Here is a 20767-nt window from a genome sequence, read left to right as displayed (position 1 = left end):
CCCTATTCAAGAATTCAGCCAACTTGCTTACTGAATTAAGACATATTGCGGAGGTCATTCCTGTAGTGGGGAGAGGAAAATTGGATCAGAGCACCGAAACAAGTTCCCAGGACTTGCGCACGAAATCTACGGAAGTGTTAACTATTTAGCCTGACACTCGAATTGGTAGGATGTCGGTAGCTGACGGGCGTAAGTTCTGTTTTTTTTTTCCGGAAGAAATTAGACATGGGGCGGACTATTATAGTGGAAGAGGCAATTAGGCGATATCGCTTACCACTTCTATACCCTTGCCCAGAGCATGTCAAAAACCTTACTATTCAAGGACTTTTGACTTTTAACTGGGCGACTTTTAAAGTATACGGCAGTAGGTAATATGTATCAAAAAGAACAATACCCAAAACCAGTAATGTCACTGATGAGTTTATAGGTTATATTTAAGACAATGACAGAACCATATTAGCCGTTAGGCCGATCGAAAGTGGTTCCGGTAGTCCTTTGAGTTTAACCGTAAAGATCGCATAAATGGTTAACGGCAAGTTTTCTAGCTTTAGAGACATGGCGTACCGCTGACAAAAAGGTTGAACTCCCAAAAATAAAGATATTAAACAATGGTCAGCAAAATAGCGACATTTAGACTTCCAGAGCAACTGACTCAGGAAATTCGATTTCGGGCAGAAACAACAGGGCGCGATCGCACTGCTGTCGTGATAGATGCTCTAAAACAGGCATTTGGACTACCTCCGGGCGATCCGCGCCCAGCGACGGTGGAGGACATTCAGTACCAAATCAATGAATTAGAACAAAAATACAAGCAACTTAGTCATCAGCTCACTGAACTGACTCAAACATCGATCTTAGAACGTCAGATTAGTCAGTTTAACTCAGAAACGATTCCGGATATCTCCCACGGGTGGGTATCTCGAAACGGTTTTGGGGAGAGGATGCTGGGCGCAGGAGACTCTGGAATCGGCGAAATAACCACCTTAGAAATAGGTGGGATTGGAGCAAACATCGGCGATGATGGGAAAATGCGGGAACTCGCAGCCCGGATTCAGCAACAAGAGAAAATATTCGATCAGGTACTATCATCGTCGCCAGATCCAATTTGCGTCTTGGACAGGATGGGGAGATTTACTTATGTTAATCTCGCGATCGCTCAATTGTTTGACCTACCCCAAGCGGAAATTTTAGGCAAAACAGCCCAACAACTCAGTCTACCACCAGAGGGAATTGAGCTATTTGAAAATCAGCGGGAAGTGGTATTGGCCACCAGGCGACCCTTAACTGATGACATCAGCTACCCTACCATAAATGGTGTTAGGCATTACGAATATATCCTGAGTCCCATTCTAAGTAACCAGAATGGCGTGGAAGGTGCTATTTGTACCGCCAGAGACATTACGGAACGGAAACAGGTTGAAGAGTCTCTCAGAGAGTCAGAAGCAAATTACCGTCATTTATTTGAATATGCCAACGACTCGATCTTAATCATCGACTTATCTACCAATCGCATTTTGGATGCTAACCAAAATGCCTCAAGGCGACTGGGCTACACCCGCAAAGAACTTCTCAAGTTGAAAGCTAAGGATATTGAAGCACCCATCTCTGAAGAACGGCAAATGTCGATCCTTCAGCAACTTCAAGCAACTGGAAGTATTATATTTGAACATGCCCTCCATCGGAAGGATCGCAGTCAAATTCAGGTAGAAGTTAGTTCTCGAATTATTGAATATCGCGATCGCCTGGTATCTTTAAGTTTCATCCGGGATATTAGCAAACGGAAACAGGATGAAGAACGCCTGCGGTTACTAGAATCAGCAGTCTTTAACGCCAACGATGCGATCGTAATTACTGAAGCTCATCCCCTTGACAAACCAGGTCCTCGTATAGTATATGTCAACCAAGGTTTTACGCGGATGACGGGTTATACAGCAGAGGAAGTAATTGGCAAAACACCGCGATTCCTCCAAGGACCAAAAACAGATCGCGCTCAGGCTGATATAATTCGGGATACATTAGCTCGATGGGAACCCGTCCGGGCGGAATTAATCAACTATCGCAAAGATGGTTCCGAATTCTGGGTTGAACTTAATATCGTCCCCGTCGTTGACGATAACGGAAATTATACCCACTGGATGGCAATCGAGCGGGACATCACCGAGCGAAAACAGTCAGAAACAGCATCAGCCAAACTAGAGCAAGAGCGGACTACTCTTCTTTCTCAAACCAATGCTATCCTGCAAGAAGAAATTGTCAAATATCAGCAGACTGAAGAAAGGTATGCTTTGGCAGTTTGTGCAGGGAAAGTGGGGATTTGGGATTGGCAGATTGAAACTAATGAACTCTATATCGCACCCAATCTGAAAGCTATGCTCCATTACGGCAATGATGAATTTGCCAATACTATGGATGCTTGGCTGGAGTTAGTCCATCCCGAGGATATCAAACAGGTGAGAAATGAAATTAAGGCTCATCTGGAAGGGTTGACTAATCGATATAGTACGGAACATCGGATGCTGTCTAAAGATGGCACTATTCGCAGCTTCCTCTCCCGTGGTACTGCAATCCGAGATCCTAATGGTAAACCCTATCGTCTGATGGGTGCTAGTACTGATATTACCCAATGTCAACAATAAAACTAATAACATAATGTTATTAGCTAGGGATTCAAAAGCGCATCAAGTACGCTCTAGAAACGGGGTTTCTTCAAGAAACCCCGTTTCTGCTGGGGATTTATTCTAAGTATGGCAATTCAAAATCAGAGTTAAGATCAGAAAATGCGAAGATTAGATCAAAGCAATCATTATACAGCTTAGGATCTATATAATCCAAATATGGAATGCGCCTCGGCGAGTGCGGACACACTCAACCGAGACGACTTCTCCATAGTCCGATTACACCGAACTAGGAGTAACTTAATTATGCCAAAACCCAGGTACGACGAAGACGAAAATAAATCGCGCCATGGGGCAGCCGATGATGATTGCTGTGATGAAATGGCGGATAAATACGACTGGCAACCTGCCCAGGTGTAACAAACAGTCCGAATACCCGCTTAATTCTAGAGCGGGTATTACTGCGAGAAAGAGTAATGTTAGAAGGGGGTCAAACAGTCCCTGGCTCAATACTATTAAGGGTAAGGGAAATCTTACTCCCCTCTCCTGGTAGGGGAGGGGTCAAACAGTCCCTGGCTCAATACACTATTAATAGTAGTATTATCAATTTAAAACCATGACACTAAAAGACCGGATCTCCGAAGACATCAAAACCGCGATGAAGGCGAAAGACAAAATCCGCCTAGAAACTGTCCGCAGTATCAAAAAGCTGATCCTAGAAAAAGAAGTCAGCCTCCGCCCTAGCGGGCAAGACACCCTGACAGAAACTCAGGAAATGGAAGTCTTATCCCAACTAGCCAAACAACGCCGGGATTCTATCGAACAATATCGTAAAGCCAAACGTGATGATTTAGCGGATCTAGAAGCGCAGGAATTAGCAATTCTTGAAGAATATTTGCCGGAACAATTATCTGATGAAGAAATAATTACTGTCGTCGATGAGATAATTGCCCAAACTGGGGTAGTATCTGTAAAACAAATGGGTAAGGTAATGGGACCTGTCATGGAGAAACTAAAAGGTAGAGCAGACGGTCAGAAAATTCAAGCCATCGTAAAGGCTAAACTAAGTGGATAATCGATTGGGAGTTCGGATTGGTGAGTGAGATATCGGATTTTATGCTCTTTGCTCAACATGGTTGGGCGGATAATGATAAGGCGATCGCAAATATGGCGCAATCGTTAACCACACCGAATACTCTCCTCATCTCTCCCGACCTCGGCTGGGTGAAAACTTGGCTGCGGATTGAACCCCTTATTGAGCAAGTGGAAAAAATTGCTAGTGAAACTATTGACAATTATCCCCATATACCCATCAGAATTATGGGGCATTCCATGGGTGGTTTGATTTGGCTGGAAGTTTTGCACCGCCATCCGGAATGGTGGACAAGAGTAGAATCGTTTGTACTAATTGCTTCCCCAGTTGGTGGGGCAGATTTGGCGAGAATTTTCGATCCTTTAGGGATTGGCATCGGGATTGCAGCAGCTCTAGGTGCAAATCGTCGCCAGATTGCTCAAACTATTGCTAAAGTAATTCCCACACTCGCGATCGCAGGTGATGTCGATGGCGGTAGTGATGGTACGATTACTCTAGAAACTACTAAGTTTGCTGGGGCGAAATGGGTTTGTTTACCAGATTTACCCCACGCTACACTCAAAAATCATCGTGCTGTGGTGGCGGCAATTCAGGAATTTTGGGCGAATCCAGTCATAACTGAAGCTCCACCTCTCGATTTTACAGCTCAGTTAATTGAAAGATTGCGATTAGTACCGGGGATGACTGATGCACATCGACGGGATTTCCCTCGCGCTAAGACTTGTATGAGTTTTGCCAATGGGGTAACTTTAAGGAAATGGAAGAATCCTGTCCAAGTTGAACATGTCTTTGTCGCTAATAGTGAGGGGGAATTTCTCTATGGTGGTTTTGTCGGTTGGGTACATATTCCAGCTTTACATCAAGCACTTGGAGAGATTAAAGGGTGGGAAGTGGGAATTGAAGCCTGGGAAGTGGGGGAGTGATTGAGAATTTTTTTTAACGCATAGACGCGCAGCGGCTTCTCGTCAGAGTAGAGCGCAAAGAAGAGAGGTTAGTTCTATTTGTAGGGTGCGTTATCCTTTGCTGATGCAAATAGTATAATTTAAGCGTAAGCGTTGCTTGGCGTTAGCCTAGCGCTGCTACAAGTAGATTGGAGTCAATAACTTATGGTTAATAAAACCTTAATTCCCACAGTACGTCGAGGGAGACTATTTCCAGAAATCCAGTGGACAGAAGTACAGAAAGCCCAATGGAAAGCTAAACAAGAGGAATTTTACCAGCGCTGTCAGCCAATTTTTGAGCGAGTTAAGCCAGAATTTATGGAAACTCACTATAATTGGTTTATGGCAGTTGAGCCTGAGAGTCAAGATTATTTCATCGAAAAAGATGAATTAGATGCTATAAATAAGTCTTGGCAGAAACACCCAAATGCTCCTGTGTACATCTTTCGGATCAATGAAACAGGGGTCGCTGGTACTATATGATCCATGGTAAATTTGGTAGTAAGGATGAGCTATTTTTTGAAATAGAGTTAATTGCTGCTGGTGAATTATAATTGCCTGTTGATGCACTATTAGATACAGGCTTTTCAGATTGGTTAGCTATTGATAAGCAGGATTTAGATGGATTGGGATGGGTGTATTTAGGGGAACGGACTATGGAAATGGCAAAAGGAGAGGCTAAGTTTGATATTTATGCTGGTAAAGTGAGAATGGATGGAGTAGAGTTTGATATCCCTGTTCATGCAGGTGAGGGAGTTGCAGAAGTTTTAATTGGTCGAAAGTGGTTAAAAAATAGGCGATTAGTTGTAGATATAGAGTCAGGTGTATTAACTATGGAATCTGCTTAAAATCGCTTCGCATTTGATTGGATAATATATGTAAACATGAAATATGGATTCTATTCAATTAACAGGAATACGTGGCTACGGTTACACAGGCTATTTACCAGAAGAACAAGTTTTGGGACAATGGTTTGAAGTCGATTTAACTCTATGGTTAGATTTAGCTCCAGCCGGAGAAAGTGATGATATTAGCGATACTTTGGATTACCGGGTTGTGATTGAAACTGTCAAAGAATTAGTGAAAACGGCGAAATTTGCCCTAGTGGAAAAATTAGCTAGCGCGATCGCAGATTCTATCCTTAAATTAGATATGGTACAACAAGTCCAAGTACGGTTAACCAAACCCGCTGCCCCCATCCCCGACTTTGGTGGCAGAATTACTATTGATATTACCAGAAGTCGTTGTTAGTTGTTGTTGGTTGTTGGTTGTTGGTTGTTTGTTGTTTGTTTTTGAGATCCCTATTCCCCATTCCCTTCTTAAACGCCCAAAGCCTGACACTCCAACTGAAGTGCTTCATCCACTCGTTGGAATTCCTTCGTTGCTTGTGATAGCAGGGATAATACCTCAACTGTAGTCCCAGCATAATCTAAAAATTCCAATTCTTTAGCAATTTCCGAAAGGGTATGAGCGCCCACGAGGGCACTGCTAGACTTGAGACTATGGGCAGAGCGTTTGAATAATTCTCGATTTCCCTCGTCAATTCCCTGTTGGAGCGATCGCAAAAGTTGGGGAGTATCTTGGAGGTAGCTATTGACGATCTCAATGATAAAGTCATCTGATCCTTCCCCTGCCATCTCCTTCAATTCTGTCAAATTTATGGGCGGGAGGGCTGATTCAGCTATCGGTTGACAAATCTCATCTTTCGTGATACCTTCCTCTACTGAGATAGTGGGTTGTGGTTGACACTTACTCAAAGCCACTTTGATTGCTTCAACGCGGATTGGTTTGCTAATATAGTCATCCATCCCGGCAGCTAAACACCTTTCCCGATCCCCAGCCATTGCATTTGCCGTCATAGCGATAATCCTTGGACGTGAAGACATTGACCATTCTTGACAGATGTAACTAGTGGCTGTCAATCCATCCATTTCTGGCATTTGTACATCCATCAGGACTACATTATATGGTTGACGGTGCAATGCTTCCAATACTTCCAACCCATTGGCAACCACATCAACCCGATATCCCAATCGTTGTAGAATATTTATAGCTACTTTCTGATTCACCACATTATCCTCAGCCAAGAGAATTTTCAGAGGTATTTGTTGGGCGAATTGTGAATCAAACTCGGATGAATACAGGTTAGCTTTATCCACTATTAGTGCTGGGTTGACGAAAATACTAATCAAAATATTGTAAAACTGAGACTGCTTAATCGGTTTTGTTAAATAAGCTGTCACATTAACCCCTAAATTCTCATCTGTGGGATTTATATGTCCAATTGAGGTTACCATAATTAATGGTAAGTTTTGGCAGTTAGGGTGAGAAACGATGTTACTTGCCAGAATTTTACTCTCTAGCACGATAGCTTCAAATTTTTGCCCCTCCTCAAGCCAAGTAACTGCTTCCTCAACTGTTTGAGCGGCTTGGATAACCATACCAAAGGATTGGGCTTGTAACGTCAATACTTGTCGGTTGATTGGATTACCAGCCACAAGCAAGAGGCGTTTATCGGCCAACATCTGATGATAAACTGGGTTCTCCATCAAGGATGAGTTGGGAACGGATGTAACTGTCGCTGTAAAATAGAAAGTAGAACCAACTCCTACTTGACTTTCTAGCCACATTCTGCCTCCCATTAGCTCAGTCAGTCTTTTACTAATTGCTAGCCCCAATCCAGTGCCCCCATACTGGCGAGTGGTGGAAGCATCAACTTGGCTGAAAGGCTGAAATAGGCTATCCATCCGATTTTGCGGAATACCGATTCCTGTATCTTTGACAGAGAATTGAATTTCGTATTCTAAACAAGGGACTAGGGGCTGGGGACTACCCTCTAGCCCCTGTTCTAATCCTTTACCTCTAACCTCTTGTACAAAAACAACTACTTCTCCAGTTTCTGTGAATTTTACAGCATTACTGAGCAAATTCACTAATATTTGGCGCAGCCTGGTGACATCTCCGACAATGGTTTGAGGAGTTTCCTCTGCCATAATATATGCTAACTCAATACCTTTGGCTCCTGCCCTGGTAGCCACTAGATCGAGAGAATCTTCAATGGCGGTACGGAGATCGAAGGGGTGTTCTTCTAATTCCAGTTTACCAGCCTCAATTTTAGAGAAATCCAGGATATCATTAATAATAGTAAGGAGAGTCTCGCCACTGTTACGAATAGTTTCCACAAAATCCCGTTGTTGTAATGAAAGGTTTGTGTCGAGGAGCAATCCTGTCATCCCAATTACAGCATTCATGGGGGTGCGGATTTCGTGGCTCATGGTGGCGAGGAATTCACTCTTGGTGCGGTTGGCGGATTCGGCTTCCTCTTTGGCTGCTTTAAGCTGTTCTTCTGAGAGCTTTTTGTCAGTAATATCAGTAATTGTACCAACTAAGCGATAGGCTTGACCCTTGCGATCGCGAATACACCTCCCCTTAGCTGCGATCCAAATATAATGCCCATTGTGGTGTTTAATCCGATGGATGCTTTCGTAGAGGATTGTCGAACCATCTAAATGGTTGTTGATATCATTTACTGCTAGATCGATATCGTCTGGATGGATATGATCCGACCAACTTGTGAGGGTTTGGGGGAGAGGATCGTCGGCATATCCGATAATTCTCATCCAGGTAGGCGAGTAATAAACCTCTTTGGTATCTAAATTCCAGTCCCAGATCCCATCATTAGTACCAGAAATTGCCAATTCATAACGTTCCTCCCGTTCCCGTAGAGTCGATTCTATCCCTTGGCGTTGCCTAATCTCACCTGCTAATTCTTTGTTAATTTTTGATAATTCTCTAGTCCTTTCTTGTACCCTTTTTTCTAGGTTTTCATTGACACCTTGGATTTCTTGAAATTTTTGATTGAGCGCTGCCACCATTAACTGGAAGTTGCTAGCGAGGGAATGAATTTCTCGTACATTGCTTTGAGGCCAATCTACAAATTTGTCGTTCGATCTTATAGATGTTCCATGTAAAGTTTCTACTTTTTCAGGTAAGTTAGCAGTAAATTTGGCTAACTGTAACAGGGGATTTACTAAGCGACGACTGAGGATAACGGCAACACCTAACGCCAGCAATGCTAATATTAACATAGCGGCTAGAGTTTTGATATAAAGAGACTCTAAATACTCAATGTAAGGCGCTGTCGGTACTTGGACGACAAACGTCCATGGTAAACCATTATCTATAGGAATCTTCTGAAAATAGAAAGATTTTCGCCAACGCACCATAGCTGGTATTCCTGGATCGTCTGGTAGCCACTGAGATATCTCACCATCAACTGAACGAATTGAGCCGACCTGATTAAGATTAAATTTTGTCATTATGGGGAGATCTGATTGGGTACTGGCAATGACGCGAGCATCGCCATCAAGGAGTGTCGCTTGTAAGCCCGACTCTCTTATTGGATCTTTTTGGATACTGGATCTAAGGAGTTCAGCAATGTGCTCTAACTGGAGGGAACCATATACAATGCCGCGAAATTCCTTATCTGTTCTTACAGGAACTATGATACCTACGTGAGGTACTGTTGAAGCCTCATCTAGATGAACATCTGTCAGTATGGGTTGCAAACTTACTGCTATTGTTTCTAGAATGACTTTTTTATCATCATCAAATTTTGAACCAATTATTGATTTTCCATCTTCGTTAATGCTGGGTTGCGAGGCAACAATTCTTCCGGAAGTATCAGCGACGTACACTTGGAGAAATGATGGTAAGGTTCGCCGGATCAATTCTGTATTATTTTGCAATGTCCCAGATGGGATATTGAGTGCTGGAGAAGGGCTGTTACCTAAAGGGGATCTCGCAGCAGTTTTCGCTAGTTCCTCAATGCCATGTAAATGCTGCTGATACCAAAATTTCATATTCGTTACCAGGAAACTGGATGTGCTTTTTAATTCTGTGCGAATTTGAGTTTCAATAGTTTGAAGGAGCTGCTGACTATTAAATACTGTGACGATTAAAGCTGGTAATAAAACAAATGTCACCAATAGATTAAATATAGTTTGCTGGAGAGATAGCCGATTATCTAACGAGCGGCGACCGACTATTTTGTCAATCGGTAAATATGTAATAATTAGGCTGGCGACTAGGGCGTTACAGATACCATTGATCGATTGCTTTAGGCTAATTAACCATACTTGGGTAGTTGATACATGCAATATTTCACCATAAAATAGCCAAACTAGTGGAATACCAATAAATATCCAATAAATACCATCCAACAGTAGCAAATTATTGGACTTACGACCCAATAAATAACTAACAAACAGGCTCTCGCAAGTAAATATAACGATCGCGTAGGGATGATTCCAAAGGATATATGTGTAACTACTAACAATAATTGCTGCTAGAGTTCCCCACAACTGTCCGTAAAAATACACTACCATCAATACAGCAATACTGCCGAATAGAAAATCCACCCCAAAAAACAAGGGCAGACTAAAATAATTACCTAAATAGCCCGCGACAACTAGCAATAGGATAGCGGGCTTAAATTGCTGGGACAATTTGAGTATCAATGATGTTGGCAACTGATTTTTGAAATTCATACTTTGAACTATCCACCTGCTGTTTCAGGTTATATAAGTTGCACCAGACACCAGAAAGTTATTCTTAATTTAAGAGGGTGAGTCGATTAGTGTTATTAGTTACAGCCAGAGATTCTCGCAGCAACTCGGCCCTACACTAATTCCTCAAAACCCTTTACACCATATCCAGTACAGCAATACATTCAATTTCGACTAAAACATCTTTGGGAAGCCGAGAAACCTCGACGCAAGCACGCGCTGGCGCTAATGCTTCCTCAAAGTACCGGGCGTAGACTTGGTTCATCGCCGCAAAATCATTCATGTTTGCCAGAAATACCGTTGTTTTCACGATATCCTGAGTAGTAGCACCAGCAGCAGTAAGGATGGCTTCCAGGTTGGTCATTACTTGCTCTGTCTGTTTGACGATATCATTTATGCCAACAATCTCGCCAGTACTAGGGTGAAGGGGAATTTGACCCGCTACGAAAACCATTGTACCACCGGCAGAAATGGCTTGATTGTAGGGACCGACAGGTGCGGGTGCATTTTCTGTACGGATGACTTGTCTGGTCATGATTTTTTCCTGGGAAAGTCGTGTAGTATCCAAAGGGCAGTATAAATGGTAATATCTGAATAGGTCTAGCAAGATTACTTAAGCTGGAGTGGCTAGAACCTAGATTGACTGAATATCTGGAGAGGTGGCAGAGTGGTTGAATGCGGCAGACTCGAAATCTGCTTTAGGGTAACCTAACGTGGGTTCAAATCCCACCCTCTCCGTTGATAAATAAGACTGGCTGGTGCGTTAGCAAACCATAACGCACCAGCTACTACCATGGCACAGCTTTGATGGTTCATTAGATGTGGGTTGGGTTTGGCTCTGGCTTTGCCCAAGCTACATTTTAAGCCTTGCCACGCCACTACATATAGAGATTTAGCCTAGGTCGTAAGAATAGATACAGCTTAAAGTCTGTTGCTACAATCAAAGCAAGCTGCCAAGAGTCTTACTATGATTGCCATCCCCCAACAACCCCAAAAAATGACTGTCGAGGAATATCTCGAATGGGAATCTCTCCAAGACATACGCTATGAATATGTCAATGGGGAAGTCTTTGCTATGACAGGTGGTACAATTCCCCATAATGATATTGCTCTCAATCTCTACAGAGCCTTATACCCACATCTCCAATCCAGAGGTTGTCGGATAAATGTATCTGATGTGAAAGTGCAAGTTAGTCCTAAAAGTCGTTATTATTATCCCGATCTTATCGTCAGATGTGACCCTCAAGATCTTAACGCCCGCAAATTTATTCAACATCCTAAAATTATTGCGGAAGTTCTCTCCCCTGGTACGATGGGGAAAGATAGAGGGGAGAAATTTAATTATTATCTAAAAATCCCTACTTTGCAAGAGTATATCTTGATTGATTCGGAACAAGTATCCGTTGAACGTTATTGTCGCGGCGAGGGTAGGATGTGGGGCTATTATGCTTATAGTGCTGGAGATATTATTACTTTATCAAGTATTGAGTTTGAGTTGGCGATTGAGTTGCTGTATGAAGGTGTTGTGTTTGACACTGAGGAATGAAATGAGATTGGGAATTATGGGGGGAAATATTTAGTTTTATGCGGAATTTGTCTGATTAGGTGAGTAGTTATATTTGGAGATGGTTTTACTAGGTACAATATGATGATAGTTACAGCGGAAGAAATTGCTCAGTATCGCGCTCAATTGGCAGATTATCCCGAAGCCTTAGAAGCTTTGGATGTGATTGAGAAATGTGAGGGAGATTTAGAAGATGCGGCTTTAGTGGTAGCAAAACGAGCTAAAATAGAAGTTGTCAGAGCGCCTAAGTGGTTAGACGAATACGCCAAGCAACTGCGGGAAGTCCTCTGTCGAAAAGAGTTTCGAGAAGATTTATTAAATAACTCGTTTAATGTTGTGGTGGCATATTTGTTTCTCAATCCTCCTACTATCCCTCTGGCAATGATAACTCCTGTTTTGATTTATGTGACAAAAAGAGGATTGAATCAGTGGTGTGAAAATTGCTAGACTCCGGCTGCGGTGAAGGCTGCCCAATAAAATGGGTTAGCGAAAGGATAAGGTTTGCGATCGCGTATTTCTTTGAGATCCGCATCAATAACCTCCTCCAGTACAAAGCGCTTTCCTGGTTTAAGTTGGGCAAGGATTTGAGCGATTTGGGGTTGGAGTTGTGCCAAGACAGCTTCAAACTCCTCACAGGTCAAATTCCTGAGCCATGATCGCCATTTCTATGTTATCAGCTTTTTCGCCTTTGATTCTGTTTCTGTAAGCTTCGCCCAAGTTATTTTGAGTTATAGCCCAGTCTACAGGAAAGGCGGTTGGGGTAAGAATTTTCAGGGCTTCACCATAACAAACGATCGCCATTTCTAAGTTATCAGCTTTTTCTCCTTTGAGGCTGTATAAGTAAGCATTGCCCAAGTTAATTTGAGTACCAGCCCAGTTTTCGGGAAAGGCTGCTTGGGTAAAAACAGTCGATACTATTTTATAACCAACAAGAGCAATTTCCAAATTATCCCCCCGCTTCCCCTGGGGAAATTGCTGTATCAGGTTACTGAAATTTACGATAACTCCCACAACGTATTGTGCATGTGCTGATTCCCACTGAGGTAGGTTTTCCTCTACCCAGTTTTGCAATACTCCAGCCAAATTCAGATCTAGTTTATCTAAGTTGGCTTGAAGTAATGGGTAAACCACCTGTGGATTTCCCTTGCTATCGGCAGTTGCTTGTAATACTGCCATTAAGAAATAAAGATAGGATTTCTGACGGATTTCATCCATTGCAGGGAAAATACCAAGTATTCCAGTTACTTTCTACACCAATACTAGCACTTACTACGGATGTTTTCAGCAACTCACATTTCCACATCCCGCCGGGTAAATTCCCTATTCCCTATTCCCCATTACCTCCTCCCTTTCCATTAGTAACTCACCATAAAGTTGCGGAATCGGATCGACGGCTTCAATCCCCCGTTTTGCCTCAACTACTACCAAATAAGGCGCTTCCAATCTGCCCGCCACTGACTTACCCAAAACTCCATCGGCAATCCCACTAATCGAAAATGTGGGAAATTGAGCATTCAGTGTAATCTCTGCCCAAGCCCGAATCGAATCTGTTTCTGCTAGTGCTAGCAGAGGATAAATTGCCCTTGCCCAAATAGTCGCTTCATTGAGCAAGTGGGTTGGTTCATTAATCAGTTGCGATTGGATAAATGCTGCCTGTTGTTTTTCTTGCGCTGTTAGGGTAATTCTTTCTACCTCTGTCCAGGGATAATCTCTAATGGGATATTCTTTTAGGGCGATCAAGGTACGAATATCTTCAAGTAAAAGTTTGCCAATTTTCAGGGCAACGGGAGAGGGGAAATTAGTTTCTTGGGGTGGCTGAGTCATGAGGAGGATTAGTGGTGATATTTATTTTGATTATAATCTCAGATTCTCGATTGCTTGGATATGTCCTGAATCTTGCTATAGCGTATTTCAATGAATTCTCAAAACCGACGGGAGCAAGATGTTCGCAATACAAGGGTTCTGACTTAGGATTTGTTTACATCTCAAATGGAAATGCTATATTAATTGGGATAACCACAACCGCCAGTAGTTAAAACCACTGTCTCACAGCTTAATTCCTCTACAAACCCCCAATCTGTTGAGAAAACCAAAGCGCCGCACTAGCATGATCTCCCTGACTTAATCTTTGTAAAGTTTCATCCAAAATCGCAATTGGTAACCCTGCTAACGCTACAGAATATCCGCACTGCTGATAATTTCCATCTTCTTGTAAGCGAAATGCCAAAACTCGTTTTCCTTTAATATCTATTACCCAATATTCGGGAATTCCTAAAGCCGCATATAACCGCTTTTTCTCATCTAAATCTGTCGCTATTGTTGTATCGCTGACTTCCCCTACTAAATCGGGAAGTCGCCAATTATCCAAATTAATGCGCCGGGGTTCTCCTTCTACCCATTCCGGTGCGCCGTCGCCAATATATAGAACTAAATCTGGTGCGCCGCCTCGCTTCTTTGGTTTCTCAATTACACAACGTCCTAGACATTTGTAGGGTTGTATTTCTCCAGATTTACGAGTAAACCACAGGAAAAATAGTACTGGAAAGATATTGCTAAATAGTGCGTGATTAATTCCTTCTTGTCCCATTTCAACGAAAAGATATCCCTCATTAAAAAATACCCTGACTCTATTTAACATTGGATCTGGATCGTTGCCAATGGCTAAGTAATCCTCCCATGTAGCAGGTTGCCATTCAGGAATACATGTAAATTGGGATAGGGTAGGGGTGGCAGTTATAGCAGTCATAACCCAGACTCTGATTTAGGAGAATTTGATCTAATTTTAGACGATTGTAACTGAATCTAGCAGGACTTACGCAGCGACGCTATATCTAGGGCTTGCTGAATTACTCCCTTTGCGGTAGAAGATTATCTATCTCTTCCTTTGTGTCTTAGTGTCAAGCGTGGTTTCTTCAATAGTTATTCTTCCGGCGCGAAAAGAGTAAATGCGTGACAGCTTATATTACAAAACTCCTTGATTAGAATGGTGCGTTAGCAAAGCCTAACGCACCCTACAGATATAAGTTAAATCAGGTATATTACAAAACTCCTTTAGAACTGGGAATCGTACTGGCACGACGCGGATCTATTTCTACTGCCATCCGCACAGCTCTAGCAAATGCTTTAAAAGTTGCTTCGATAATATGGTGCGAATTAATCCCATCCAATTGGCGGATATGTAATGTCATCTGAGAATGATTAACCACCGCGACAAAAAACTCTCTTACCAATTGAGTATCATAAGTCCCAACTCGCTGAGTCGGAATCTCTAAACCATAGCTTAAGTGAGGACGACCGGAAAAGTCTAGGGTAACCTGGACTAATGCTTCATCCAACGGGGCAAAGAAATGACCAAAACGGACTATGCCTTTGCGATCGCCTAATGCTTTAGTCAAGGCTTGTCCTATTGTAATACCAACATCTTCATTAGTGTGGTGATCGTCAATTTCTATATCTCCAGTCGCCCTTACTTCTAAATCAATTAGTCCGTGAGACGATATCTGATGTAACATGTGGTCTAAAAACGGGATACCAGTAGCCGCAGTACAAATTCCTGTACCATCTAAATTTAGGCTAACTTCTACATCAGTTTCCCCTGTAGTACGTTTAACAGTTGCTGTTCGCATTGGCAAAATATGCCCAGAAGATCTAGGGTTTTCTAAATCAGTATGGAGCGGCGCTTCGCTATTTTTTGTTAGTGTCACTTTAGTTATTAGAGTCGATTTTGATAATCTTTGCTTAACTGAACTCCACCTTACTTATTGTACAGGAAAGTTCCTTGGCAAATTATAAAGCTAAATTTTACTAAATAAATGCTCCAGGGCAAAGGATAGAACGAAGAAAATCTATTTTTCCCCTCTCCCTTCTCATTATTCCAGGATCTGACCGATTGTCAGGGTTCCTTGACTTATATTTTCCTCAACTGGCAATATTATGGAAAATTTTCACAATTTAATCTACCAATTTGCGTTATTCTAGAGATTCGGTATCGTTACAATACATAGAATATCCTGCCAATTTTATAACCATTTATCAAAAAATGCTCCTGGCAATAGCCTGAAACCCTAGTATTTCCGTAAATATGCCTCATTCTAGAACACTGGAATCTCTACTTCTGACTCACCAGATAAACTAAAATTCAGAAGTGGTAATTTTGTCACACAAATAAAAGGGAAAGGAAATCAATATTTACCCTTCCCTTACTACTTCATTTCTCCTTTTTCGTGTCTTTGTGTCTTCCTGGTGAAATAATTCGATATTCCTCCAACACGAAGGGAGTAAGCTTGGCCGATCTAGATAACAGAGCTAGATACTACATCATCCCCATGCCGCCCATGCCGCCCATGCCGCCCATGCCGCCCATGCCGCCCATGCCGCCCATGCCACCCATATCGGGGGCTGCTCCTTTCTTCTCAGGCTTCTCAACTACCAAAGCTTCGGTAGTTAATACCATACCTGCTATTGAACCAGCATTTTGCAAAGAAGATCGGACAACTTTAGCAGGGTCAATAATACCAGCAGCAATCAAATCTTCAAATACGTTAGTAGCGGCATTGTAGCCAATATTGCCAGTACTTTCTCGCACCTTCTCCACAATCACAGCCCCTTCAACACCTGCATTATCAGCTAGCTGACGGAGGGGTGCTTCTAATGCCTTGGCAACGATATCAGCACCGATTTTCTCTTCGGTATCTAAATTACCTTTAATTTCAGCAATTTTACCGATCAAGCGAATCAGGATCGTACCGCCACCGGGGATAATTCCTTCATCCACAGCAGCTTTAGTCGCATTGAGAGCATCTTCAATCCGGAGCTTGCGATCCTTAAGCTCAGTTTCAGTTGCTGCACCAACTTTAATGACAGCAATACCACCAGCCAGTTTAGCAATCCGTTCTTGGAGTTTTTCCTGATCGTATTCAGAATCAGTTTCTGCCAACTGCTTGCGGATTTGGGCAATCCGCTTTTGCACATCAGCGCTATTGTCCCCACCAGCTACAATCGTAGTATTGTCTTTCTCAATGGTGATTTTAGTCGCAGTCCCCAACATATCGAGGGAAGCAGTATCAAGACTCAACCCGATTTCCTCAGAAATCATTTGACCGCCCGTGAGAATGGCAATATCTTGTAACATAGCCTTACGGCGATCGCCAAATCCAGGAGATTTGACTGCGGCGACATTTAATACACCCCGTGCCTTGTTCACCACCAGAGTAGCCAGGGCTTCCCCTTCCAAATCTTCAGCAATAATTAGTAGGGGTTGACCAGCACGAGCGATTTTCTCTAAAACCGGGATTAAATCCTGAATGGAGCTAATCTTCTTATCGGTAATCAGGATACGGGGATTTTCAAATTCCACCGTCATCCGTTCGTTGTTAGTGACGAAGTAAGGAGAAATATACCCGCGATCGATCTGCATCCCTTCCACCACCTCAAGTTCAGTGGTGAGAGATTTGGATTCCTCAACTGTAATTACGCCATCTTTGGTAACTTTGTCCATGGCTTCGGCAATCATCGCACCGACTTCCTCATCGTTACCCGCAGAAACAGTAGCAACTTGTGCGATCGCACTTCCTGTCACAGGCTGTGCCATTGCGCCAATTTCTGCTACCAGATGGGCGATAGTTTTATCAATCCCTCGGCGTATCGCCATGGGATTGGCACCCGCTGCCACGTTTTTGAGTCCTTCACGAATCATCGCTTGGGCGAGAATAGTGGCTGTGGTAGTACCGTCACCAGCAACATCTTTAGTTTTGGCAGCGACTTCTTGAATCAGTCTGGCACCAGTATTTTCTAAAGGGTCTTCCAGTTCAATTTCTTTAGCAACAGTGATACCATCGTTAACAATCTGAGGTGCGCCATACTGCTTTTCCAACAGGACGTTACGCCCTCTCGGACCGAGGGTAATACGGACTGCATCAGCCAGGGTATTGATACCCCGTTCTAAAGCCCGTCTAGATTCTTCTTTAAAAGCAATTATTTTTGCCATAGGGGTTTTGGTGTTTAGTCGTGACTCCAATAGTCAATTTAGCACTCCTGACGGGCGAGTGCTAAGTTTCTGAAGGTACGGTTATCACGCCTTTGGGATGTGGGGAATGGGATGTGGGGAATGGGGAGTGTAGGGGTGAGTCGCTACGATCATCTCGCTTCAGCAACAAATAACCGCTATTCCCTAGCCCCTTGAGACAAAATGTAATTTTCCTTACGTTTTGCCACCTGCGATCGCGATATTGGATACCCTGAAGAGATTAATGCTAGTGGCGCAGACTCATCCAATTGCGGATCCTACTAGCGATCGCATACCACAATCGCCACCAATTTTACAAAGGAGTCTATCTATGATCCGACGCAATCATAAAGCAGGACAAGGAAAACATTCCCATAAAAATAACCAGTTTTGCCCCATTTGCTTTGTCATCCCACCCCATATCCTGGAAGAGGTTGCTAAAAATGGCACTTCAGATTTACAAGAATGGGCGTTTCAAACCCTATCCCTGTCAGCACGAATTCGCGGACAACGGGATGTATTAGGAAAAGTAGTAACGGCGATGATGACTGTTGCTACTGGTCAAAAGCGCCGGACAATTTACGATGCTAAAAATGACGCTGACGCATCGGACTTACCTGGTACTTTAGTCCGGGGTGAGGGTAGTCCTGCAAGTACTGATATCGCCGTTAATGAAGCCTATGATGGTGCTGGGGCTACTTACGAGTTTTTCAGACAGATATACGATCGCAACTCTATTGACGATCGCGGTTTGCGTTTAGATTCAACGGTTCACTTCGGTCAACAGTATGATAACGCCTTTTGGAACGGAAACCAAATGGTTTATGGGGATGGGGATGGGCAAATTTTTCAGCGTTTTACTAAATGTATTGATGTGATTGGACATGAACTTACTCATGGGATAACTCAATATGAAGCAGGTTTGAGGTATCAAGGTGAATCGGGGGCATTAAATGAGTCGATGTCTGATGTGTTTGGTTCCCTAGTGAAGCAATGGAGTCTGAAACAAACAGCAGATAAGGCTGACTGGCTAATCGGACAAGGTTTATTAACTCCTAGTATTAAAGGGGTTGCTCTTCGTTCTATGAAAGCACCGGGCACAGCTTATAATGACCCAATGTTAGGGAAAGATCCTCAACCAGCCCATACCAGAGATATGTATAAGGGGAGCCAGGATAATGGTGGGGTACATATTAATTCAGGTATTCCCAACTATGCTTTCTATTTAGCTGCTACCGCAATTGGTGGTAATGCTTGGGAAAAGGCAGGTAAAATCTGGTATCTTGCTTTAAGAGATCGTTTGCGTGCCACTTCTAATTTTTCACGAGCAGCTTATCATACTATTGCTATTGCTGGAGAACTTTACAGTAACGATAGTAACGAGCAAAGGGCAGTTAAGGAGGCTTGGAAACGGGCAGGAGTTGAACCGAGAGCAATGTTTTAAATCCCCAAGTTTGTAGTAAGCACTTCAGTGCTTAAAAAGTGATATTGCTAAGTGCTGAAGTCCTTACTACAAACAAGTTTAACTACAACCAGGGATAGTCATGAATGCTGAAATAATTGGCGAACATTACCAAATCCAACAACAACTGGGCAAACAAACTGGCAGACGCACCCTCCTGGTGCGCGACATGAGAAACCAAGAATTAGCAGTCATCAAATTACTCTTATTTGGCAGTAATTTCCAATGGCAAGACTTGAAACCAAAAGGATGGGCGGATTAAGTTTTTAGTTTTTTTCCCTCGGACTGTCTATAGATATTCTTATAGTGACATAGTAGTAGAATAGAATAACCCCATCCAAGCCAATTACTCCCCTATCGCCATGACACTCGCCCAAGACCGAGAAATCCACCAAGAAACATGGGAAGATATAATCATTCCCCCTAGCGATTTATGGAGTGACGAGCCACCATTGGAAAGTGACATACATCGACTACAAATAGATTTGCTTATTAACTGTATTAACTGCTGGTGGCGCGAGCGCCAAGATTTCTATGCTAGCGGAAATCTCACTATTTACTACAATCCAGAGCAAATCAAATCGCGAGATTTTCGTGGACCAGATTTCTTTCTCGTATTAGGCACAGAAAGGAAACTGCGAAAAAGTTGGGTAGTTTGGGCAGAAGAGGGAAAGTATCCCAATATCATTATCGAGATTCTCTCTGATAGCACTGCGGCAGTTGACAGAGGTAAAAAGAAAAGTCTCTATCAAGATACATTTCGGACTCCTGACTATTTCTGGTTTGACCCAAAAACTTTAGAATTCTCTGGGTTTCATCTCATTGATGGCAAATATCAGCCGATACAACCAAATGAGCAAGGGTGGTTGTGGAGTCAGCAGTTAGAGTTATATCTGGGAATTCATCAAAAAATGTTGCGCTTTTTTACGGCTGAGGGTGAGTTAGTACCAACTGAAGCTGAATACGAGCGTCAGGAAAAGGAATTAGCCCAACAACGTGCCGAACATGAAGCTCAACGTGCGGAACATGAAGCTCAACGTGCTGAATCAGAAGCTCAACGTGCTGAACATGAAGCTCAACGTGCTGAATCAGAAGCTCAACGTGCTGAACATGAAGCTCAACGAGTTCAACGATTGGCAGCGAAACTGCGAGAGTTGAATATCAATCCAGATACAATTTAGAGTATCTTTTGGACTAAGGATAGTTTGGTTGTGGGCGGGTTTTGGATCTAATATTATCGGTGAGATGACAAGATTAATTCCAAAACCCGCCCCTACAAACTTGGGAAAGAGCCTGACACCTATCGAGCCTAATAGGGACGGACTTTGCTTAACTTAGTGAGGCAGTAGCTGCGATCGCAGCTACTGCGGAAGCTAGACTGTAGCTTACCTTGACACTCCCCGGTCTAAAGACACGGGGATTCTTAAGACATCGAGCGCCTTAATATCCTGATAAATCAGGTTAAGAGGCTCATTACGTTTGCCATAAGGGCGTAATGATATCTCCACAAGGTTGTTTCGG

Annotated in this window: 19 protein-coding genes and 1 tRNA gene; 12 read left to right on the top strand and 8 right to left on the bottom strand. The window is 42.9% G+C overall.

The window, feature by feature from the left end:
- Nucleotides 1–608: 608 nt before the first annotated feature.
- The 6 genes from NJ959_RS09450 to folB all read left to right on the top strand — a co-directional run bounded on the left by NJ959_RS09450 (nt 609) and on the right by folB (nt 5900).
- Nucleotides 609–2636 (top strand): PAS domain-containing protein, encoded by a 2028-nt coding sequence (locus NJ959_RS09450; protein WP_254011504.1) that lies wholly within the window; start codon nt 609–611, stop codon nt 2634–2636.
- Between the two features lie 595 nt (nt 2637–3231).
- Nucleotides 3232–3690: a GatB/YqeY domain-containing protein gene (locus NJ959_RS09445; RefSeq protein WP_254011503.1), complete on the top strand. Its 459-nt coding sequence runs from the start codon at nt 3232–3234 to the stop codon at nt 3688–3690.
- A 41-nt stretch (nt 3691–3731) separates the two neighbouring features.
- The gene (locus NJ959_RS09440) at nt 3732–4631 is read left to right on the top strand and encodes a serine aminopeptidase domain-containing protein (RefSeq protein ID WP_254011502.1); all 900 of its coding nucleotides are present in this window, start codon (nt 3732–3734) and stop codon (nt 4629–4631) included.
- A gap of 183 nt (nt 4632–4814) precedes the next feature.
- A complete protein-coding gene (locus NJ959_RS09435) occupies nt 4815–5132 on the top strand; it encodes a hypothetical protein (RefSeq protein WP_254011501.1) in 318 nt (105 codons plus the stop codon).
- 71 nt (nt 5133–5203) lie between these two features.
- Nucleotides 5204–5497, top strand: coding sequence for an aspartyl protease (locus NJ959_RS09430; protein WP_309242588.1), 294 nt, complete (start codon nt 5204–5206; stop codon nt 5495–5497).
- A 43-nt stretch (nt 5498–5540) separates the two neighbouring features.
- On the top strand, nt 5541–5900 hold the full coding sequence (gene folB / locus NJ959_RS09425) for a dihydroneopterin aldolase (protein WP_254011500.1): 360 nt from the start codon (nt 5541–5543) through the stop codon (nt 5898–5900).
- Nucleotides 5901–5968: 68 nt separating this feature from the next.
- Here folB and NJ959_RS09420 read toward each other — a convergent pair whose 3' ends face one another.
- Entirely contained in the window at nt 5969–10198 is a 4230-nt protein-coding gene (locus NJ959_RS09420; protein ID WP_254011499.1) for a PAS domain-containing hybrid sensor histidine kinase/response regulator family protein, read from the bottom strand.
- 154 nt (nt 10199–10352) lie between these two features.
- Nucleotides 10353–10751 carry a RidA family protein gene (locus NJ959_RS09415; RefSeq protein ID WP_254011498.1) on the bottom strand — a complete coding sequence of 133 codons (399 nt, stop codon included), beginning with the start codon at nt 10749–10751 and terminating at the stop codon, nt 10353–10355.
- A 118-nt stretch (nt 10752–10869) separates the two neighbouring features.
- Between NJ959_RS09415 and NJ959_RS09410 the strand changes: the two genes are divergently transcribed.
- The 3 genes from NJ959_RS09410 to NJ959_RS09400 all read left to right on the top strand — a co-directional run bounded on the left by NJ959_RS09410 (nt 10870) and on the right by NJ959_RS09400 (nt 12227).
- Nucleotides 10870–10954 (top strand) — tRNA-Ser (locus NJ959_RS09410).
- 229 nt (nt 10955–11183) lie between these two features.
- Nucleotides 11184–11762 (top strand): Uma2 family endonuclease, encoded by a 579-nt coding sequence (locus tag NJ959_RS09405; RefSeq protein WP_254011497.1) that lies wholly within the window; start codon nt 11184–11186, stop codon nt 11760–11762.
- A gap of 99 nt (nt 11763–11861) precedes the next feature.
- On the top strand, nt 11862–12227 hold the full coding sequence (locus NJ959_RS09400) for a hypothetical protein (RefSeq protein WP_254011496.1): 366 nt from the start codon (nt 11862–11864) through the stop codon (nt 12225–12227).
- Here NJ959_RS09400 and NJ959_RS09395 read toward each other — a convergent pair.
- The 6 genes from NJ959_RS09395 to groL form a co-directional block, all read right to left on the bottom strand.
- On the bottom strand, nt 12224–12394 hold the full coding sequence (locus NJ959_RS09395; protein WP_254011495.1) for a hypothetical protein: 171 nt from the start codon (nt 12392–12394) through the stop codon (nt 12224–12226). The two genes, NJ959_RS09400 and NJ959_RS09395, sit on opposite strands and share 4 nt — an antisense overlap.
- A gap of 16 nt (nt 12395–12410) precedes the next feature.
- On the bottom strand, nt 12411–12995 hold the full coding sequence (locus NJ959_RS09390; RefSeq protein ID WP_254011494.1) for a tetratricopeptide repeat protein: 585 nt from the start codon (nt 12993–12995) through the stop codon (nt 12411–12413).
- Between the two features lie 105 nt (nt 12996–13100).
- Nucleotides 13101–13604, bottom strand: a complete 504-nt coding sequence (locus NJ959_RS09385; RefSeq protein ID WP_254011493.1) for a hypothetical protein — start codon at nt 13602–13604, stop codon at nt 13101–13103.
- Nucleotides 13605–13842: 238 nt separating this feature from the next.
- Nucleotides 13843–14526 (bottom strand): Uma2 family endonuclease, encoded by a 684-nt coding sequence (locus tag NJ959_RS09380; RefSeq protein ID WP_254011492.1) that lies wholly within the window; start codon nt 14524–14526, stop codon nt 13843–13845.
- Between the two features lie 292 nt (nt 14527–14818).
- Nucleotides 14819–15406 (bottom strand): imidazoleglycerol-phosphate dehydratase HisB, encoded by a 588-nt coding sequence (gene hisB / locus NJ959_RS09375; RefSeq protein ID WP_254011505.1) that lies wholly within the window; start codon nt 15404–15406, stop codon nt 14819–14821.
- 686 nt (nt 15407–16092) lie between these two features.
- Complete coding sequence (gene groL / locus NJ959_RS09370) at nt 16093–17766, bottom strand: chaperonin GroEL (protein ID WP_254011491.1); 1674 nt, start codon at nt 17764–17766, stop codon at nt 16093–16095.
- A 349-nt stretch (nt 17767–18115) separates the two neighbouring features.
- Between groL and NJ959_RS09365 the strand changes: the two genes are divergently transcribed.
- From NJ959_RS09365 to NJ959_RS09355, 3 genes are all read left to right on the top strand, one after another.
- On the top strand, nt 18116–19228 hold the full coding sequence (locus NJ959_RS09365) for a M4 family metallopeptidase (RefSeq protein ID WP_254011490.1): 1113 nt from the start codon (nt 18116–18118) through the stop codon (nt 19226–19228).
- Nucleotides 19229–19328: 100 nt separating this feature from the next.
- A complete protein-coding gene (locus NJ959_RS09360) occupies nt 19329–19508 on the top strand; it encodes a hypothetical protein (RefSeq protein WP_254011489.1) in 180 nt (59 codons plus the stop codon).
- 100 nt (nt 19509–19608) lie between these two features.
- A complete protein-coding gene (locus NJ959_RS09355; protein ID WP_254011488.1) occupies nt 19609–20427 on the top strand; it encodes a Uma2 family endonuclease in 819 nt (272 codons plus the stop codon).
- Nucleotides 20428–20767: the final 340 nt, after the last annotated feature.

It is taken from the genome of Limnofasciculus baicalensis BBK-W-15 (assembly GCF_024178385.1).
Lineage (GTDB): Bacteria > Cyanobacteriota > Cyanobacteriia > Cyanobacteriales > Coleofasciculaceae > Limnofasciculus > Limnofasciculus baicalensis.
Note: the sequence above shows the minus strand (reverse complement) of the source record. Positions and strands in the feature narration are given on the sequence as shown.

Excerpts from the sequence above, each read along its gene's own strand:
- NJ959_RS09450 (WP_254011504.1), top strand. The coding sequence starts at position 609 with ATGGTCAGCAAAATAGCGACATTTAGACTTCCAGAGCAACTGACTCAG.
- NJ959_RS09445 (WP_254011503.1), top strand. The coding sequence starts at position 3,232 with ATGACACTAAAAGACCGGATCTCCGAAGACATCAAAACCGCGATGAAG.
- NJ959_RS09440 (WP_254011502.1), top strand. The coding sequence starts at position 3,732 with ATGCTCTTTGCTCAACATGGTTGGGCGGATAATGATAAGGCGATCGCA.
- NJ959_RS09435 (WP_254011501.1), top strand. The coding sequence starts at position 4,815 with ATGGTTAATAAAACCTTAATTCCCACAGTACGTCGAGGGAGACTATTT.
- folB (WP_254011500.1), top strand. The coding sequence starts at position 5,541 with ATGGATTCTATTCAATTAACAGGAATACGTGGCTACGGTTACACAGGC.
- NJ959_RS09420 (WP_254011499.1), bottom strand. The coding sequence starts at position 10,198 with ATGAATTTCAAAAATCAGTTGCCAACATCATTGATACTCAAATTGTCC.
- NJ959_RS09415 (WP_254011498.1), bottom strand. The coding sequence starts at position 10,751 with ATGACCAGACAAGTCATCCGTACAGAAAATGCACCCGCACCTGTCGGT.
- NJ959_RS09405 (WP_254011497.1), top strand. The coding sequence starts at position 11,184 with ATGATTGCCATCCCCCAACAACCCCAAAAAATGACTGTCGAGGAATAT.
- NJ959_RS09400 (WP_254011496.1), top strand. The coding sequence starts at position 11,862 with ATGATGATAGTTACAGCGGAAGAAATTGCTCAGTATCGCGCTCAATTG.
- NJ959_RS09390 (WP_254011494.1), bottom strand. The coding sequence starts at position 12,995 with ATGGATGAAATCCGTCAGAAATCCTATCTTTATTTCTTAATGGCAGTA.
- NJ959_RS09385 (WP_254011493.1), bottom strand. The coding sequence starts at position 13,604 with ATGACTCAGCCACCCCAAGAAACTAATTTCCCCTCTCCCGTTGCCCTG.
- NJ959_RS09380 (WP_254011492.1), bottom strand. The coding sequence starts at position 14,526 with ATGACTGCTATAACTGCCACCCCTACCCTATCCCAATTTACATGTATT.
- hisB (WP_254011505.1), bottom strand. The coding sequence starts at position 15,406 with ATGCGAACAGCAACTGTTAAACGTACTACAGGGGAAACTGATGTAGAA.
- groL (WP_254011491.1), bottom strand. The coding sequence starts at position 17,766 with ATGGCAAAAATAATTGCTTTTAAAGAAGAATCTAGACGGGCTTTAGAA.
- NJ959_RS09365 (WP_254011490.1), top strand. The coding sequence starts at position 18,116 with ATGATCCGACGCAATCATAAAGCAGGACAAGGAAAACATTCCCATAAA.
- NJ959_RS09360 (WP_254011489.1), top strand. The coding sequence starts at position 19,329 with ATGAATGCTGAAATAATTGGCGAACATTACCAAATCCAACAACAACTG.
- NJ959_RS09355 (WP_254011488.1), top strand. The coding sequence starts at position 19,609 with ATGACACTCGCCCAAGACCGAGAAATCCACCAAGAAACATGGGAAGAT.